At 44.6% G+C, this 17,829-nt stretch carries 15 protein-coding genes and 1 pseudogene; 4 read left to right on the top strand and 12 right to left on the bottom strand.

Going from position 1 to position 17,829, the window contains the following annotated elements:
- Window positions 1–146 precede the first annotated feature (146 nt).
- The 9 genes from A7325_RS00795 to A7325_RS00755 form a co-directional block, all read right to left on the bottom strand.
- On the bottom strand, window positions 147–944 hold the full coding sequence (locus tag A7325_RS00795) for a cell division protein FtsQ/DivIB (RefSeq protein ID WP_068403787.1): 798 nt from the start codon (window positions 942–944) through the stop codon (window positions 147–149).
- Window positions 945–1,423: 479 nt separating this feature from the next.
- Window positions 1,424–2,545: a D-alanine--D-alanine ligase gene (locus A7325_RS00790; RefSeq protein WP_227514909.1), complete on the bottom strand. Its 1,122-nt coding sequence runs from the start codon at window positions 2,543–2,545 to the stop codon at window positions 1,424–1,426.
- Between the two features lie 11 nt (window positions 2,546–2,556).
- Window positions 2,557–4,014 carry a UDP-N-acetylmuramate--L-alanine ligase gene (murC, locus tag A7325_RS00785; RefSeq protein ID WP_068403785.1) on the bottom strand — a complete coding sequence of 486 codons (1,458 nt, stop codon included), beginning with the start codon at window positions 4,012–4,014 and terminating at the stop codon, window positions 2,557–2,559.
- 77 nt (window positions 4,015–4,091) lie between these two features.
- Window positions 4,092–5,177 carry an undecaprenyldiphospho-muramoylpentapeptide beta-N-acetylglucosaminyltransferase gene (gene murG / locus A7325_RS00780; protein ID WP_068403783.1) on the bottom strand — a complete coding sequence of 362 codons (1,086 nt, stop codon included), beginning with the start codon at window positions 5,175–5,177 and terminating at the stop codon, window positions 4,092–4,094.
- A gap of 400 nt (window positions 5,178–5,577) precedes the next feature.
- Window positions 5,578–6,549 (bottom strand): glutathione synthase, encoded by a 972-nt coding sequence (gshB, locus tag A7325_RS00775; protein WP_068403781.1) that lies wholly within the window; start codon window positions 6,547–6,549, stop codon window positions 5,578–5,580.
- A 134-nt stretch (window positions 6,550–6,683) separates the two neighbouring features.
- On the bottom strand, window positions 6,684–7,415 hold the full coding sequence (gene pyrE, locus A7325_RS00770) for an orotate phosphoribosyltransferase (protein ID WP_068403780.1): 732 nt from the start codon (window positions 7,413–7,415) through the stop codon (window positions 6,684–6,686).
- A 76-nt stretch (window positions 7,416–7,491) separates the two neighbouring features.
- Window positions 7,492–8,478 carry a hypothetical protein gene (locus A7325_RS00765; RefSeq protein ID WP_068403778.1) on the bottom strand — a complete coding sequence of 329 codons (987 nt, stop codon included), beginning with the start codon at window positions 8,476–8,478 and terminating at the stop codon, window positions 7,492–7,494.
- Between the two features lie 61 nt (window positions 8,479–8,539).
- Window positions 8,540–9,397 (bottom strand): NAD-dependent epimerase/dehydratase family protein, encoded by an 858-nt coding sequence (locus tag A7325_RS00760; RefSeq protein WP_068403776.1) that lies wholly within the window; start codon window positions 9,395–9,397, stop codon window positions 8,540–8,542.
- Between the two features lie 81 nt (window positions 9,398–9,478).
- Window positions 9,479–11,740 (bottom strand): DUF4105 domain-containing protein, encoded by a 2,262-nt coding sequence (locus tag A7325_RS00755; RefSeq protein WP_227514908.1) that lies wholly within the window; start codon window positions 11,738–11,740, stop codon window positions 9,479–9,481.
- A gap of 208 nt (window positions 11,741–11,948) precedes the next feature.
- Here A7325_RS00755 and ampD point away from each other — a divergent pair, with 208 nt between their 5' ends.
- From ampD to A7325_RS00740, 3 genes are all read left to right on the top strand, one after another.
- Window positions 11,949–12,563 carry a 1,6-anhydro-N-acetylmuramyl-L-alanine amidase AmpD gene (ampD, locus tag A7325_RS00750; protein WP_068403774.1) on the top strand — a complete coding sequence of 205 codons (615 nt, stop codon included), beginning with the start codon at window positions 11,949–11,951 and terminating at the stop codon, window positions 12,561–12,563.
- A 154-nt stretch (window positions 12,564–12,717) separates the two neighbouring features.
- Window positions 12,718–14,268, top strand: coding sequence for a murein biosynthesis integral membrane protein MurJ (gene murJ / locus A7325_RS00745; protein ID WP_068403772.1), 1,551 nt, complete (start codon window positions 12,718–12,720; stop codon window positions 14,266–14,268).
- 143 nt (window positions 14,269–14,411) lie between these two features.
- Window positions 14,412–15,068, top strand: coding sequence for a hypothetical protein (locus A7325_RS00740; protein ID WP_068403771.1), 657 nt, complete (start codon window positions 14,412–14,414; stop codon window positions 15,066–15,068).
- Window positions 15,069–15,149: 81 nt separating this feature from the next.
- On the opposite strand, the gene A7325_RS00735 is transcribed toward A7325_RS00740, so the two are convergent.
- On the bottom strand, window positions 15,150–15,785 hold the full coding sequence (locus tag A7325_RS00735) for a GNAT family N-acetyltransferase (protein ID WP_082894233.1): 636 nt from the start codon (window positions 15,783–15,785) through the stop codon (window positions 15,150–15,152).
- A 253-nt stretch (window positions 15,786–16,038) separates the two neighbouring features.
- On the opposite strand from A7325_RS00735, the gene ribF reads away from it, so the two are divergent.
- The gene (gene ribF / locus A7325_RS00730) at window positions 16,039–17,052 is read left to right on the top strand and encodes a riboflavin biosynthesis protein RibF (RefSeq protein WP_068403847.1); all 1,014 of its coding nucleotides are present in this window, start codon (window positions 16,039–16,041) and stop codon (window positions 17,050–17,052) included.
- A gap of 105 nt (window positions 17,053–17,157) precedes the next feature.
- Here ribF and A7325_RS00725 read toward each other — a convergent pair whose 3' ends face one another.
- On the bottom strand, window positions 17,158–17,397 hold the full coding sequence (locus A7325_RS00725; protein ID WP_068403769.1) for a DUF2789 domain-containing protein: 240 nt from the start codon (window positions 17,395–17,397) through the stop codon (window positions 17,158–17,160).
- A 174-nt stretch (window positions 17,398–17,571) separates the two neighbouring features.
- A pseudogene (locus A7325_RS13900) lies at window positions 17,572–17,829 on the bottom strand (DDE transposase); the annotation flags it as partial.

Raw genomic sequence — 17,829 nt, 5'->3', positions numbered from 1 at the left:
AAATCATTGAAAAATGCGTTATGATCACGCGGTCATATTATCAGTAAACTCTCTTTATCAAGAAGCAAACGGGTATTGGAAATCGATTGCTTTCTTAATTTATGGTGCTTTATTTTTATTGCTTAGTATGATTTTACGATGCTATTTTATGGCGGTGTTTCACCATCTTTTGGGGGCGCCAAATTCCATGCGATAGTAAATCCATTTTTATAACGAAGATCGACGGACTGCATTTCATCGCGGCGATTACTTAATTGATTACCAAGCAGTTGACTTAAATTCAACAGTTTTTGCGCAGTGTTTTCATTGTCAACGATAACACGTAAGCCATTATCAAAGCGAATCAGCCACGTCATTCTTGGCGATAAAATGATATCCTCAACTTGCATATCGAGCGGTGCATACCAGTCGTTAACTTGTTGCATCTGTTGCATAATAACTGGCGCTTGCGCTATATCGCCTTGCAGCGTCGCAAATTGCTCTTGCGTCAGCTCTCTACTATCAGCCGGCACAAAAACCGCGCCTTTCGCATCAACTAAACGCTCGGTACCAAAATTTGCCACGGCCTGTTTTGGTAGCGCTTTCACGACAATACCTTGTTGCCAGTCACGGCTGATACTGACTTGGTCAACCCAAGCAAGACCGGTAGAGATATCTCTGAGCGCCTGCAAATCAGAGGTAAAAAAACTGCTCACGCTCTGTTGGTTCATCACTTGTTGTAACGCACGATATTGCGCTACGGTCAGCCCTCTATCGTCGACATGAATAGCGGCAGGCGGTGCATCACGCAATGCTTTACCGCCCATGACCAATATCAGCACCAGCAAACCTAACACCAACACTGTGAAAAAATATCTGAGCATAGAGGGTATTTGCAAATTAGATTTAGGGCGCGAGGTGTTATCACTCATCAAGTCAGCGATGTCATTGACAGTTTGAGTCATAATACACGTCGTCCCTATTTTTGCTTAAACTATTTGCATAACGCCAATAGTGCTTATTATTAATGGTAAATCTGCTAATCGGTACAGCAATCGATGAAACTGCCATATTATCAATTTATTTGTCTAAAACGAGCGATAAAGCTCAGTTAGGCGCATTAAAACGTAACATTTTTCTTATTTAATGAATAACTTAAAGAAATTTGCATAAATAACCATAAATATCACTAATATAGACCAATAATTACAATATTAACGTATTTTACGTTTAAACAATAGCCTAACCCTTACTACTAACAACGAATTTACACAAGTTTACACGAAGCTGTGTTATAGCAGGGCTAGCGATACATTTGTCTGTATTAGACAGCGCTATTAATGATTAAATATATCGCTGATCAAATAGAACTTATGATCAAATAGAGCTTATATAGTCAATTTAAAAACCATTCACACAATTTTATATGTGGCTAAATGCCTAACTATAAAGTTTGCGCTAGAATATGCCAGCATAAAGCATCAAAATCCATACCGCGAGCTTTGGCAGCCATTGGCACTAAACTATGACTGGTCATACCCGGCACGGTATTAATCTCGAGTAGCCAAAAGTTGCCTGCTTCGTCTTGCATCGCATCAATACGTCCCCAGCCTTTAGCATCGACAGCACGGAATGCCGCCAAGCTCAAATCTTGCAAGTGCTTTTCATCCGCAGTACTTAGCCCACAAGGTATGTAGTAGCTGGTATCGTTACGATTGTATTTGGCTTCAAAATCATAGAAGTTGGTGATATCAGCAGGCTCAAGGCGAATAACCGGATAAGCTTCGTCATCGATAATAACAATGGTAAATTCGCGCCCAGTAATCCAGCGCTCAGCCATCACCGCGTCACCGCACTGCACCGCCGTTGCATAAGCGGCAGGCAATTCATCGAGGTTATTGACTTTGGTCATACCAATGCTTGAGCCTTCATGGACTGGTTTGATAATCAGCGGCAAGCCAAGCATATTCACCACTTGCTGCCAGTCGGTATCCGCGGTTAACAATGAAAATGGCGCGGTTGATAAGCCGCAGCCTTGCCAAAGCTGCTTGGTGCGGACTTTATCCATTCCAAGCGCTGATGCCAAAATACCTGAACCAGTTTGCGGAATATTAAACCATTGCAGCACGCCTTGTAGCAGACCGTCTTCGCCGCCGCGACCATGCAAGACATTAAAAACGCGATCAAACTTACGTAGCTCGGTAATATCTTGATCTTTTGGGTCAAAATGAGTGGCATCAACACCTTGGTTTTGTAGCGCTTTTAATACGGCAGCCCCACTGTCTAATGACACGCTGCGCTCGTTGCTACTGCCGCCACAAATGACGGCAACTTTACCAAACTGACTGGCGTCTTTGACTTTGCTGTTTGCGATGCTAGGAACGGCCTTATCGTTTTGCTCATGACTTGCAGCATTATCTTGCTGTGCTTGTGCCGCCGCTGCTAACGCCAGATCTGGATTGACAATCGTAGCTTTAGCGTCTGCATTGATACTTTTATCAATGTTGCTTTCATTTTTTTGCTGATTGTTTTCTTGTTTAATGTTTTCTTGGTTATTAATAGTCATGAGTCTTATTCCTAAAATTCTTTTGCGGCTTGTTTGATATATAGATTATTAGCGGCCAATTCGACTGCTATTTGTCCGACATTTCCTGCCCCTTGGGTGATTAGCATGTCATTGGCTTTGAGCAAACGCTGCATGACCGGGGCGATATTAGCTTTATCGATAATCGTTGGCTCAACGGCGCCGCGCAAACGGATACTGCGTGCCAAGGCTTTGGTATCAGCGCCCGCAATCGGAGTTTCACCAGCAGGATAAACGTCCAATAACAACAACTCATCAACGCTTGAAAGCACTTCGACAAAATCATCAAAGCAATCACGCGTACGGCTATAGCGGTGCGGCTGGAACATCATGACTAAGCGGCGCTCAGGGAAGCTTTGACGCGCCGCTTTTATAGTGGCATCGACTTCTCTTGGATGGTGACCATAATCATCAATCAGCAAGACGTTACCATCGTCTATCTCTACAGACGCTTGCTGCTCAAAGCGGCGACCGACACCGGCAAATTTTTGTAGGGCGCGGGTAATTGCTTCATCGTCGACGCCTTCGTCGGTTGCCATGGTAATAGCAGCCAGTGCATTATAAACGTTGTGTACACCGGGGATATTCAAAGTCAGACGTAATGGCTCGCGATCACGGCGTAGCACGGTAAAGTGAGTTTTTGTACCTTCGCTGACCAAATCAACCGCCTGTACATCGTTAAACGGCTCAAGCCCAAAGGTTAATACCGGACGCCCGATGTCATCAATCATAGCGTACAATTCAGGGTCGTCACCGCAGACCACCGCTAAACCATAAAACGGCATATTTTGTAAAAACTGGATATAAGCGGCTTTTAATTTATCAAAACTGTTGCCATAGGTTTCCATATGGTCTTGATCAATATTGGTGACAATCGCCGCCATCGGATGCAAAGTTAAAAACGACGCATCAGATTCATCGGCTTCGGCAATTAAATAACGGCTGCTACCAAGCGCGGCATTTTTACCAGAAGCATTTAATTTACCACCAATGACATAAGTCGGATCGAGCTTACCTTCTGCCATCATCGTCGTCAGCAGACTGGTGGTGGTGGTTTTACCATGCGCGCCCGCTACAGCGATACCATGACGATAGCGCATCAACTCGCCGAGCATATCTGCACGGCGTACCACAGGCAGACGCGCTTCAAGCGCTGCCTTTACTTCAGGGTTGCTACGGTCGATGGCAGATGAGACGACGATGACATCGGCATTGGCGATATTTTTGGAATCATGCCCAATCGCGATATCAATACCAATCTGTGCTAGGCGCTTCGTCACCAAGCTTTCAGCAATATCCGAACCACTGACTGTATAACCTTGATTGTTCATCACTTCAGCGATACCACACATCCCCGAGCCACCAATGCCAACAAAATGCAAATGCTGGATACGGCGCATTTCTGGTATTTCAATCAAACGTTTGGTTAAAGATTTAGCAGAGGTCGGCATAGGGTTTTCTCTTTATTGAAGACGAACAAATTTGGTTAATAATAAGTAATAAAAATAATAAACAAAACAATCAGTTTTTATAACGCTTGCCAGATAATATCGGCAACTCGCTGACAAGCTTGACGATTGGCAAGCGCATGGCCTTTTTCTGCCATTTCCAAACAAGCGCGTCTATCTAGCATATTGAGCTCATTACTCAGCTTGTTAGGAGTTAGCTCGCTTTGTGGCAACAAAATCCCTGCTTGGTGCTCGGTCAAGGTGCGCGCATTGGCGGTCTGATGATCATCAACGGCGCTTGGTAGCGGGACAAATATTGCCGCTATCCCAACATTTTGAATTTCCGTCACCGTCAATGCCCCCGCTCGACAAACCACGATATCAGCCCAATTATACGCCGCTGCCATATCATCGATGAATGGCTGCACAGTAAACTGATGAGCGCTTAACGCTTCACTATCATACGCCGCTTGCGTAGCGGTTTCATTATCGCGTCCACATTGATGACGCACCTCAAACGGACGGTCAAGCAAAGCCAATGCTTTTGGCAGCGTCTCATTTAACACTTGCGCGCCAAGCGAACCACCAACCACCAACAGTTTAAGCGGCGAGTTATCATTAACATCGTAACGCACACTAGGCTCGGCAACTCCGCTAATAGCATTGCGCACGGGATTTCCCACCGTTTCAATCTTGCTATCATGCTGGCTATTCGCAAAGGTATTCTCAAACGCTTGCATGACCTTGGTCGCCATCTTGGCCAAATAGCGATTGCTCATGCCTGCAATGGCATTTTGTTCATGGATAATTAGCGGCGTTTTGGTTAAGCGCGCCGCAATACCGCCGGGCGCGGTGACATATCCGCCAAAACCAACAACCACATCAATCTGATTGCCACGGATGACTTTGATCGCCGCCATCGTCGCTGACAACAAATTAACCGGTAACTTAAGCAAGCGCCCTACGCCTTTACCGCGCAGCCCTTGCATATCAATCGCATGAAAAGGATAGCCAGTCGGTGCAACCAAGCGATTTTCCATGCCATGTGGCGTACCCAGCCAGTGAATAACAGCGCCGCGCTTGGTCAATTCTTCGCTAACTGCTAGCGCTGGAAATACATGCCCGCCTGTCCCCGCAGCCATCATTAATATATGCGGTGTTTTCATGAACGTCTGCCTATCTTTTCTTTATGTATATGAAAGACTTATTATCTTTTGATTGCGCTATCTATCGAACCAAAACAGCCTTATAAAAGCCCGCATAGTATAGTGTAAATCGCTGCCGGATAGACAGCATTTTGTGCCGTATGAATAATAAAAATCCAAGCCGTGATTCATCGCGGCTTGGCTTTTATAAATTCACTTAACAGGTCAAAAAATCATTTTTCATGATTTTTTATCACTTTTTAAAAGTGCTATTAAGAGATACGGTCTATCATTATAGCTTAGCACACTGTTTTTTAAGTATTGTGCACATAGCTTAGTGATAAATTACTCTATCCTTACGGCGTTGCCTAAACTTATCGTTTAAAGGCTTTATTTAGACCAATACTTTAGAATAAATAGCTTAAACAGCCAGTTTTTTCTCGATAGCGACAATAAAGTCAGTTGCAATATCAGTACCGCATTGGTCATCAATCTCACGCACACAGGTTGGACTGGTGACGTTAATTTCAGTGATACGGCCACCGATTAAGTCTAAACCGACGAACATTAGCCCTTTTTCTTTGACAATCGGTGCCACTACCTCTGCTACTTGGCGCTCGATATCGGTGAGCGGCATCGCAACCCCACTACCACCGGCGGCAAGATTTCCGCGCGTCTCACCTTTTACCGGGATACGCGCCAAGCTATAATCGACCACTTCACCATCGACGATTAACACACGCTTATCACCTTGCTTAATCTCTGGCAAATAACGCTGCGCCATAATAGGTAGCGTCTCAAGTTCCGTTAAAATCTCCAGCGTCACGCCGATATTCGGACTGTCAGCGGTCAAACGGAAGATGCCCGTACCGCCCATACCATCTAATGGCTTAACGATAACGTCTTGCTGCTCAGCGATAAATTGACGAATATGCGCCTGTTTACTGGTCACAATCGTTGGGCTCATATAATCGCTAAACCACGTCGCAAACAGCTTCTCATTACAATCACGAATCGCTTGTGGGTCATTCACCACCAACACGCCTGCGGCTTTAGCATGATCAAGCATATAAGTGGCATAAATAAAGCGCATGTCAAACGGCGGATCTTTACGCATCAAAATCACATCATAGTCGCTGACTGGCGCTGTCGCTTTATCCCCTAACGCATAAAAATCCTCGGGGTCACGCTTGACTGTCACCGGCTGGCTATCGACCATCAATTGCCCACGGTCTAGCCATAAATCATGAATCTGACAGTAGCCAAGGCTGTGCCCACGGTCTTGCGCCGACCACATCATCGCCAGCGTGGTATCTTTTTTATAATTGACCAGCTCAATTGGATCCATAATGACCAGTATTTTTAACGATTTTTTTTGTTGTTCTTGGCTCATGATAAGGCTCACTTTCGTTATAGTATTAATTATTTAAGCAAACATCTCAAAGACATTGAGGACATAGCGTATGGCTCAAATGTCACTTAAACTTTATTTAAACATGACCTGAGTGCAGCCACATTTGCGATAAATTATACGCCGTACTGGGCGCGGTAATGCTGCATTTTTGCAAGCTGGGCAGCATCTTTATCTGTGCTACTTCCTGCTAAGTAGCTGATTAAATCGTCAATATCGACCAAGGCACGTACCGGCACGTCTAGGGTTTCTGCCAACTCTTGAATAGCAGAGCGCTCCGCTAAACCTTTTTCTTTACGGTCAAGCGCAACGATAATACCAGCCACCCTGGCGCCCGCTTGCTCCAAAATCTCAACCACTTCGCGCATTGCCGTACCAGCGGTAATCACATCATCAAGCACCCAGACGGCCTTGCCACTGACATCAGCGCCGACTAAATTACCACCTTCGCCATGGGTTTTGGCTTCTTTACGGTTATAGCCCCATTTAGCATTGATGCCATGGTGTAGCCATAACGCTTGTGCGGTTGCGGCGACAAAGGGTATGCCTTTATAAGCCGCTCCAAAAATGACCAGCTCTTGCTCATTTGTACCATTATCACTAGCTGCCATTTGTTCAGCCATCTTTTCCGCTAAGGCATCGGCATAACCACGGGCTAATAACGATAACATCTCACCTGACGCCAGCAAACCTGCATTAAAAAAGTATGGACTAATACGTCCAGACTTAAGCACAAACTCGCCAAATTTTAAGACCTGATTGTCTAAAGCCAATTGGATAAATTGATGCGATGAAAATGAGGCGTTTTGTGCATGTTGAGCGTTATTAAGCGTGGCGGCATTCAGCATAGGGTCTTCCTATCAGCAAAGAAAAATGAAAATTGAACAATCAAAAAGTTGTGCAAGGCATTATAGTCGCGTCGGCTTAACTTGACCAACCGTTGATATCATAATCTTGCATATTCGCATAACGCGTCAATAATCCGCAGCGCGATGAGATAGTAAAGTAGCATTGCCCATCGTGACTGACTTGTATGTCCCAGCCTAAATGATAGGCAGCAACGATAATATGCCCCGTAAATAAGCGCACTTGACGATAAGCATGGCGCTGTGCGGGCTCAAACACTATTTGACTGAGCAAATAACTACGCAGATGCTGACAAATTTGCGCCGCGCTGTAGCTGTGATTGATGGTTCTGCGCGTACCGCATTGCTTTAAAGCATGGACGGCGACACTACAAGCCATAATATCGGTCGCCAAACTGCCCGCGCCGCTGTCAAATTGCTGCGGCTGCAATACCACTTGCCAATCGTCAGCATAGACGCTATTAAGCAGCTCATCAGGATTATAACGTCTGGTCAATGCTCGTAGGGATTCTGTCTTTAAAGGCTTATTAATATTATTATCAATATTTATGCTATCGACACTCGCAAACCCATAACGTGTCAGCTTTGGGTATGCCTGTAGCGCGCGCTGAATATCTGCCATATCAAGCAACGTCATATCAGTCAATGGCGATAATAACGGCTGATCGCTATGATTGTGATAAAAACTCTCGGGCAACTCAATCAGCTTTGCCGCACTGAGCAGTGATAAATGCTCGGCCAATGCTTCTGAAGCCACTAGCGCCCATTTCGATAAGCGGTCCGTCTTAGGCTGATAAAAACGTGCCGAGCTGCCATATAAGCGGCGCAGCTGACCATTTAAGCGCCGCGCAGGCTCTGGAATATCAGTCAATGGCCGAGCAGGATCGAGTGGCAAACGCTTAGGATCAAAATTAGGATGGACAATCGCCGGCTGCTGACTATTTGCTAAATGAGCGGACTGCTCAGCATAACCTTCTGCAAATTGCTCCTCTGCCATAGAATCAGCACTGGATAAACCATCGTCAGAAGTAGAATGCTGAGTCATAGATGTTCCCTAGGCTTACCAATTTAAAAGATGTAAAAATAAAAGCAATCAAACAGTCATTTTACTTTTGATGTTGTTTTTGCTCTTGATGCTGCAAAATATCTCGATAACCTGCTTGCCAATCAGGATAGTCCAGCCACGCTAACGAAATATTGCTATGCAAACGTTTTCCCGTTACTTTCGTTTTTGAATTATCCATAGCAGGCGGCTTTGCATCTATTTGTTCACTTAACCAAGTGCTCAGCTCAAAAGTGGTGACTGGTGCATAATCAGTAGCGATATAAAGTGGTTTTGGCGTGCCTATGGTCATGACATTGGCAATAATAGTAACCAAATCACGATCCATAATGCGATTGCTCCAGTGCGCTGCTGCCACTGGCTCTTTTTGTTCCTCGCGGGCTTTACACAGCCGCATCAGGCGCTCGCGTCCATAAATACCACTCGGGCGAATGATAATCGCCTTATTACCGAAACCTTGTTGCAATACTTGTTCTGCTTGCAATATCACTTGCGAAGCTTCACGCTCTGGCGTTACAGGGGCGGTATTTTCATCAATCCATGCGCCATTATCCTGCCCATAGATACCCGTTGATGAGATAAAAACAACGCGCGTAAGGTTGGTTAGTTTATCCGCCAATGTTGCCAAATGCTGGCTGATGGCTAAGTAACTGTCATGATAACCGCTGGTCGAATAGTCATCAGGGGTGACGATAATCGCTATCGCAGTAAAGTCTTGCAGCTGCTCAGCGCTGAGCGTTAACGCATCGGCTTGCAAAAACTTAGCTGAATCATGGATATCATAATGATGACGCTCACGGCGTGCCAGCCCCATGACGTTTAGGCCGTCTTGAGCGAGCTTATTGGTGACGGGTAAGCCGATATCACCTTGACCAATAATTAGTAAATTTTGCGTACTCATCATTTATCCTTTGTTCGATAACTGCTTGTGAGGACTGTCTATTAAAACCTTTATTAATAAAACGGCTTTTCATAAAAGATGCTAAAAATAGCGTCTATACGACAGCTGTATGTCTTCTTTGGCATCGATACGATCTTGCCATTCGTAGTTGGCATTGATACGTAACGCTTGTTTTTTATCAATATCGTATTGCAGCCCTAACGTCGATATCGGCTGCCAATAATGCCCACGGGCATTAGACTCGTCGCTGCTGCCATGATACCAATATGGCAGTTGCAATTCAGCCTGCGCACGTAACTGATTGTTAATCTGATAACGGCAACCAGCATTGACGCCTGCGCCGACACGATAGCCTTTATTAATACCGCGGCCTGCTTGCGCCGTACCTGCCAAGAATGTATAGCATAGCTGCGGCGGCATCTCGCCTGTGCCCGCGCTAGGGGTGCCAAACGCCCATGACCAACCCGTCTCATAGCCCAAACTGCCGACTAAATGATCGCTACCCTCTTGCTGTGAGCCGTCATTTACGCGTGTCGCTTCGATACTTGCGCCCCAGGTTTTACCTTTTTTGGCAGAATTGACTGGATTGAACGAGCGACCGCGCACCAAGGTCACATTTTGCAAGACCACACTACTTGGATGATTGGCCTTATCATTATCGCTGTCATACAGACGCAAGGTTGCAGCCGCGCCTTCTAAATCAAAGAACTGCGGGAAACCTGACGGACGGTCAAGGGTATCGTGATAACCTGCGCGCACGCCTAAATCAATATAATTATTATCACCGCGCTGCCCTAGCCCGATAAATCCCAGTTGCAAGGGATGTCTGTCTATCGGATTGTTATCCGCTACTGTAATAAGCCGTGGGAGCAATGTCTGACCGTCAGCGGCTATGCTTGAGACAGCATTAGACTGAGCAGATTTAATCTCATTCAGCGTCTGCTTAGCACTATTATGATAGCCCAATTGCGCACGCTGCTCTTTAACCTTGTTTAACTGCGCTTGACGCAAGGTGCTATCGGCGGGCGTATAATTGGTGCTGGCAAGTAGATTTTCGCTATCGAGCAATTGCACGACATCTGAGGGAATAACCGCATAAGGCAGGCGGCTTAATAAATGCTGCTGCGGGCGTACTACATCAATCAAGCGTAAAATCTCAGACGCACAGTTATCAGTGGTAAAGTAATATGGCAACTTCAAATCCTTGATCTCCCAAACATGCAGCATAATTTGCTGCACTTCCGCTGGGGTCAAATCCAATTGATAGGTCCACGCATCGCGCTCATCTTCTTGCAGGTATTTCGCCAGCTTCTCCGGATATGGGTCAATTTCAATCAAATTGTCATAACCACCGCTCATCGATTTGATGGCATAGACCAAAAAGTTATCGCTTGAGTCGCCACCTACCGTATAATTTAACGCAACCGCATGATGAATTTGGCTTGGATCGGCAACGCTGGCTTTAGAGTCAATACGCAATAATGTATGAGCAAAGGCTGAAATAGGATTGTCTAAATATTCTTGTGCAAACATAATAGACAGCTGCTCAGGTGCCAGCTTTTGCATCCAGTCATTCAGCTCTGGACAGTCGGTTTGCAAGCCGCTTTTGTCGATATTGAGTGTATCAGTCAGCCATTGTACGCGCGCGGGAAAACGGCATAGTACTGAGCTTTGTACTGAATTTTGAGCGGTAGGATTAGAAAGCTTGCTATTAGCAGTCCTATTATCCGGAGTCGTAGCCATTTCGTCAGCAAGGGCAACGAGCAAGGCATCAAGCTCGGCCGCTGAATCATGCTGTCCATTTTTACTTAAGTAAAATGCATCATCATCAACGATACTGCTGTCTTTTTTCTTGCCGATTAGATTCCTTTGATCATCAAAGAAATATAATAACCGTCGCCATGTTATATGTTGGGCAAGATTTTTTACTTGTGCGTGCGCGCGCCATGATGCTAATAGCTGCTCTGTATCGGCGTTATTAATATTTTTAGTATGAGATGTAGAAGAAGCTACCTCTATCTTTGGGCTGTGACTTTCTTCGATGATATTATTTGTTTCGGCATTTGCTTTGGCAACAATGGGCTTCGTATAAGTCGATAATATTGGCTCAGCATTTTGTGATGTAGTGACCAAGTTGCTATCAATAGTTTCATTGGCATCCAGCGCCAACTCCCCTGTCGTCACAAGAGACGCGGGCGTTGGCAAAAACGCCTGTGCTTGCGAGGTCAGTAGCAGTCCAGCTATGGTAAGCGGCAAATGCGCTCGCCTGCCAATGTTTGTTGGCGTGTTTGTTGGCGTACAATCTAGCGCCAAAAGGTTCGAATATTTTGAATATATGGACATGAGTAACATCTCGCACTGTAGGGGTCAGACGCGTAACGCGTTAGAATTCTATCGAATTATTAGAGTGATATGATGTATCACTGTCTTAAAACATTTTAAACAACTTTTTTTAAAGGTTATTTTTAGTTAAATGCGCCATTTATTGATAATAAAATATAACTAATAGTATTTACTGCGCACTTATTATCACATTATAGAAGAGAGTATTATGTCCATAGCATCGCCAATGACTATCCATGCCGGTCGATTATCCGCTGCGACTTGGCTTGCCTCGCCCAACTTTAATAAACGTCCTGAAAATATCGCGATTGATGCTATCGTTATTCACAATATTAGCTTGCCGCCCAATGAGTTTGGCGCTTGTGATGCTGACGGTCTACATTATGTCAAAGCCTTGTTTACCAATCAATTAGACTGGGAGGCGCATCCATATTTTCAAACTATTAAAGGTGCAGAAGTCTCAGCACATTTATTTATAGAGCGAGATGGCGCGATTACCCAGTTTGTCGATTTTAACGAACGCGCGTGGCATGCTGGGCGCTCCAGCTACTTGGGTCGCCCTGAATGTAATGATTATAGCATTGGCATTGAGCTTGAAGGCTCAGATTTTGTGTCCTTTAGCGCGGCTCAATACGAAACACTTGCCAAAGTTATCGTCGCTATCTATGACGCTTATCCAAAAACTCGTAGGCATCTTACTGGTCATAGTGATATCGCGCCCGGTCGCAAAACTGACCCCGGTGATTATTTTGAATGGACAAAGTTGCGAGAGATGGTTACCCGCCATATTGCAAGTCAGTCATCACTTTACAACCAAGATTGAGTAAACACTCTTATTAAAATTTCTGTAAACGACAGATGTTATTCCACATTCAATCCATTTATCAGGACAATGAAAGTGCTATAATCCGTCAGTTTTTCAACAATGCTACATTAGCAAACAACCATCAGCAAACAAATTAGCAAAATAGGTTCTCATGGCAAAAAGTCGGTTATTTCGTTCAACCATGGTGGTCAGTAGTATGACCATGCTGTCGCGTATCTTAGGTTTGGTGCGTGATGTCGTCTTGTTAGGCGTCTTTGGCGCCGGCGGTCTGATGGACGCCTTTTTGGTCGCCTTTAAGATTCCCAACTTTTTACGCCGCCTATTTGCCGAAGGGGCCTTTAGCCAAGCGTTTGTTCCTGTACTGTCTGAATATAAAGAAAAATATAGTTTAGAGCAGGTACAGATTTTAGTCAGTCGCACGTCAGGGGCGCTATTGCTAGTATTATCAATGCTGACGGTCGTGGTGATATTAATCGCCCCTTGGGTAGTGACCTTATTTGCCCCAGGCTTTGCTGATCAGCCCGATAAATTTGCTATCACTGCTGAATTGCTGCGCCTAACCTTCCCTTATTTATTGTTTATTTCTATGACCGCTTTTGCCAGCGGTATTTTACAAAGCTACGGGCGTTTTGCCGCGCCCGCCTTTGCGCCTGTTTTGCTAAATCTATGTATGATTGGTGGTGCTCTAGTGTTTGCGCCGATGTTTGATGTGCCTATTATGGCTCTGGGTTATTCCGTCGCTATCGCAGGTTTATTGCAGTTATTGATACAACTACCACAGCTCTCGCAACAAAAACTACTGGTCGCCCCAAAAATAGACTTTCAACACGAAGGCGTGCGCCGTATTTTGAAATTGATGCTGCCGGCTATTTTTGGCGTTTCTGTCACCCAGATTAATTTGCTGCTCAACACCGTATTTGCCTCATTAATGATTGGCGGTTCGGTTTCTTGGTTATATGCTGCTGAGCGTATGAGCGAGTTGCCACTTGGCTTAATTGGGGTGGCAATCGGTACGGTTATTTTACCAAGTCTATCGAAAAGTGAAGCGCAAAAAGACGACGTCAGCTTCAAAAAGACCATCGACTGGGCAGCGCGCTTAATTATTTTGGTCGGCGTACCGGCATCGGCAGCACTGTTTATACTCTCTGACGTACTCATGCAAGCGCTGTTTTTACGTGGCGAATTTACCCTACGCGATGCACAAATGAGCTCACTGGCGCTAAAAAGCATGGCAGGCGGCATCTTAGGTTTTATGTTAATTAAAATCTTCGCGCCCGCCTTTTTTGCCCGTCAAGACACCAGAACGCCAGTCAGAATCGGTATTATCTCCGTCTTTGCCAATATGATTTTTAGTGTGATTTTTATCGGTATCTTTTATTTCTTAGATATGCCGCTACATGGTGGTTTGGCATTGGCAACGACGGGTGCGGCATTTGTGAACGCAGGCTTGTTATATTACTTCTTGCATAAGCGCGAGATTTTCCGCTTTGGCAGTCATTGGAAAAAGCTGTTTGGCCAGTTTGGGCTTTCTACCGCCTCTATGGTTGCGGTGCTTTATGTCATGCTGCCCTATTTCCCAACCAATGATGCGCAGTGGAAACGTATCGTTGCGCTGCTGATTATGTGCGTCGTTGGTGCGGTGGTTTATGGCGTCGTGCTACTAGCAACAGGTTTCCGGCCGCGCCAGCTAAAGCATGGTTAAGCACTTATTATTAAGCATTTATTGTTAAGCCCTGAGTAGGGCTGTAACTTACCAAACCAAAACAAGCTAGGTATGAGAATTGACAGTGAATGCGGCTGATAGTTGCCATAATTACTACTAAATACATAATTTTGGGGACTAACATGACGATTAAATCATCAGCTTCACAGACAGCTTTATCAACAACCTTGTCACGCTTACCAAGCCTACTGACTGTTGGCATCTTGTCTACTGGACTACTTTTAAGTGGTTGTAGCAATAATGATAAGGGCGACACTGAGACTGCTGTCAATAATAATGAAGACACTACAGCAATCGCTGAAACATCTAATGACACTGTGACTGACGAAGCAAAATCAGTGGGTACGGATAATATGAGTGAAGATGCGCAAGTAACAGATAGCACTCAAGATAAAACCATCATCACGAGCGATACTATCAATCCAGTGGCCTCAGTGAACGATGACGCTAAGCAAAAAAGCTTGGTGACCAATCCAACTCAAAATGGCACGCCAGAAGATACGGTTAAAAAAGCGTTAGACAGTTTGTATTATGGCGACGCCAAACAAGCTGCAACGTATTATAAAGTTGATATGACAAACTTTGAGGAAGAGCTTGCCAAAACGCAATCCGCGTTTCAGCAAACCGTTGATGGGGTGACTTTTACTGATACTAAATACAACGATGATAAAACCCGTGCCACCATCATGGGTGAGATTATGTTAAGAGGTCAAAGTAAGCCTGCGCCATTGACTTATGAGCTACAAAAAATCGACGGCAAATGGAAGATTTTAGGATAAGGCATCTAGCTGCCATTCTCTAACCTTGCTTCATTTGGCGTTATTACTGGTCATTACTATTTTTATTAGTCATCGCTATCTTCATTGATCATTACTATCGGCAATGACCGCTTTACCAAGCATCACGACATCGGCGATAAATCCCTGCATATCGCAAACCTTTGGCATATAGCCCCACTGCTCAAAGCCAAGTTTACGGAACAATCCTAAGCTTGGCTGATTATGGGCAAAGATAAGCGCAACCACGTTATGGATACCTAAGCTCGGCGCTTGCGTCAGCATCCAGCGGGTCAATAAGCTGCCCAATCCTTGACCATGATGCTCTTGATGCAAGTAGATACTAATCTCCGTGCTGATATGATAAGCGGGCCGTGTATACAAATCGCTAAAGCTACCCCAAGCGACGATTGGCAAAACCATTTTTTCGACACTCATATCTGCATCTTCAAGCACAGCTCTAACAATATAAATCGGCCGCGTGTCACTATTTAGATGTTCATCAAACCAATCTTGCCGCTCTGCGCAAGTCACGGGTGTGAGATTGGCGGTTGCTTGCTTGCCGGCGATACTTTGGTTATAAATGGCTAAAATTGCGGGTAAGTCGTCTTGAATGGCACGCTGCACTATAAAGCGCTCGTTAAGTTTATAGACGGATGATGTAGGCTGTATAGAGTCATAGCCATTATCATAATCCGTCGTAGAGATAGCAGCAGGCATAGCGTTTCCATCATGAATATTCATAGATAATAATAAAAATAGGGATAAGTGATTAATAGACGTTTAGCTGTTAGCATGGTTGTTTGATTAACAACAGACTATAGGATGTTAGTAGGGCTATTTTACTTTATAATGGCTGCTTTTAAACACATCTGTTTTAAAAGTTTGTTTTAATCGCAGTGTGTTTTTCATTTTTTATTGGTCTTATCTATCATAGCTGACATTTATGAACACCTATTTTCTTGAGCAACTGATGGCGTCGCCAAACGCTTTACCGGCCAATACTATCCCAGTAGCGTTGCCGCCCTGCGTACTGACTATCGGTAACTTTGATGGCGTCCATTTAGGTCATCAAGCGATGCTGTCGCAAGTGCGTGAGCTTGCCAAAGCGCAAAATCTTGGCTCAGCTGTCATGATATTTGAGCCACAGCCGCGTGAGTTCTTTGCGCCAGCGACCGCGCCTGCTCGCCTCACCAACCTTGCCGAAAAGCAAGCTTTACTGGCAGAATACGGCATCGAGACACTAATTGTCGCCAGCTTCGATAGCGATTTTCGCTCCCTATCAGCGCAGGCATTCGCCGATATTTTGGCACTGCGCTTAAACGTCCAAGCTTTGGTATTGGGTGATGACTTTAAATTTGGTCATGACCGTACTGGTGACAGTCAGTTTCTACGCGATTATGGCTTAGATGTGACCAATCTGCACACCGTTATCGACGATAAAGGTAAAGGCGCGCGCATTAGCTCGACGCGTATCCGAGACTTATTGATGGCTGGCGATATTGACGCAGCTAACGCCCTACTGGGACGCGACTATGCGATGACAGGCGTCGTCATTGGTGGTGATAAAATCGGTCGTACCATGGACTTCCCCACTGCCAATGTCGATTTAAAACGCATCAAACCTGCCTTACATGGTATTTTTGCTGTCGATGTTGTTAGTCTCGATGACAATGGCAATGTCATACCAAATGGTCTAACCGCACTCACTGATAATGAAAATCCAGGGGTGAAAGGTCTACGTCCGCATAGCTTATTTGGTACTGCCAATCTTGGTATCAGACCGTCGGTAGATAAAGAACATGATTGGCGCTTAGAAGTACACTTTCCTAAGCTGCAAGCAGACTTATACGGCTTAACCTTGCAGGTACGCTTTTTGCATTATTTGCATGGTGAGCGCCATTATGAAAGTTTAGAGGCGTTAAAAGCAGGCATTCATAATGACGTGATTGATTTACTCGAATGGCGTGCCCAGCAGCCTGATTAAATAGATAGCTATCATTATCAGACCGATAATAAAAAACCCACAGCGTTCATAACGTTTGTGGGTTTTATTTACGGTACTACTTTTTATGTCTATACTTTATTGTTTTTAGGCGTCAGGGTGCAGACGTACATTTAATTCGTCAATAGTCTCTACCCAAGCGGCATCCTTAAACCATTCTTCTTTTAAAAAAGCGCGTTGATTGTCGTTCCAAATATGCGCATCGGTGAGCTCTTCTTCTTTGGCTAATTGATTCTTTTCAATAAATGCATCTATTGCTTCGTCCGAGCTATCCAGCCCTAATTGCGCAAAAAGTTCATTCATACTATATTCAGGTTCACCCAACATACCTTTTCTCCTTAAATGATACAGATTTAATTGTGTTTATTGTTTGGATTTACCACTTTATTGTAGCAAGCTTTATTTGAATAGCTGTAAATCAACGTTTAGCTAACGTTATCAATTGTATTGTCTATTATTTAAGCCACAAAAAAGCCCTCTAATAAGAGTAATGCCAGTCAGTTAACGCTGACTGGTATTTTTTTTGGGATATTTTTGTGGTTTACCCTTAACTACCCTCGGGCAAGATCGCTTTCTACGTTCAGGAATAACAAACAATTTCCCTTCCTCTAAAAGTGTATCTAACAACTTAGGGAAGAGGCCTGCAGCCTGTAAAGGCGCAAACCGTAACAGATCAACAATCGTAATAGACGCCATATGAAAGCTAATTCGTAGAGGGCTAACCTTAGCTCTAACTGCCATATAGCGCATCAAACGTCT

The organism is Psychrobacter sp. SHUES1 (assembly GCF_001652315.1).
GTDB classification, from domain to species: Bacteria; Pseudomonadota; Gammaproteobacteria; order Pseudomonadales; family Moraxellaceae; genus Psychrobacter; species Psychrobacter faecalis.
This window is presented reverse-complemented; position numbering and strand designations above follow the sequence as displayed.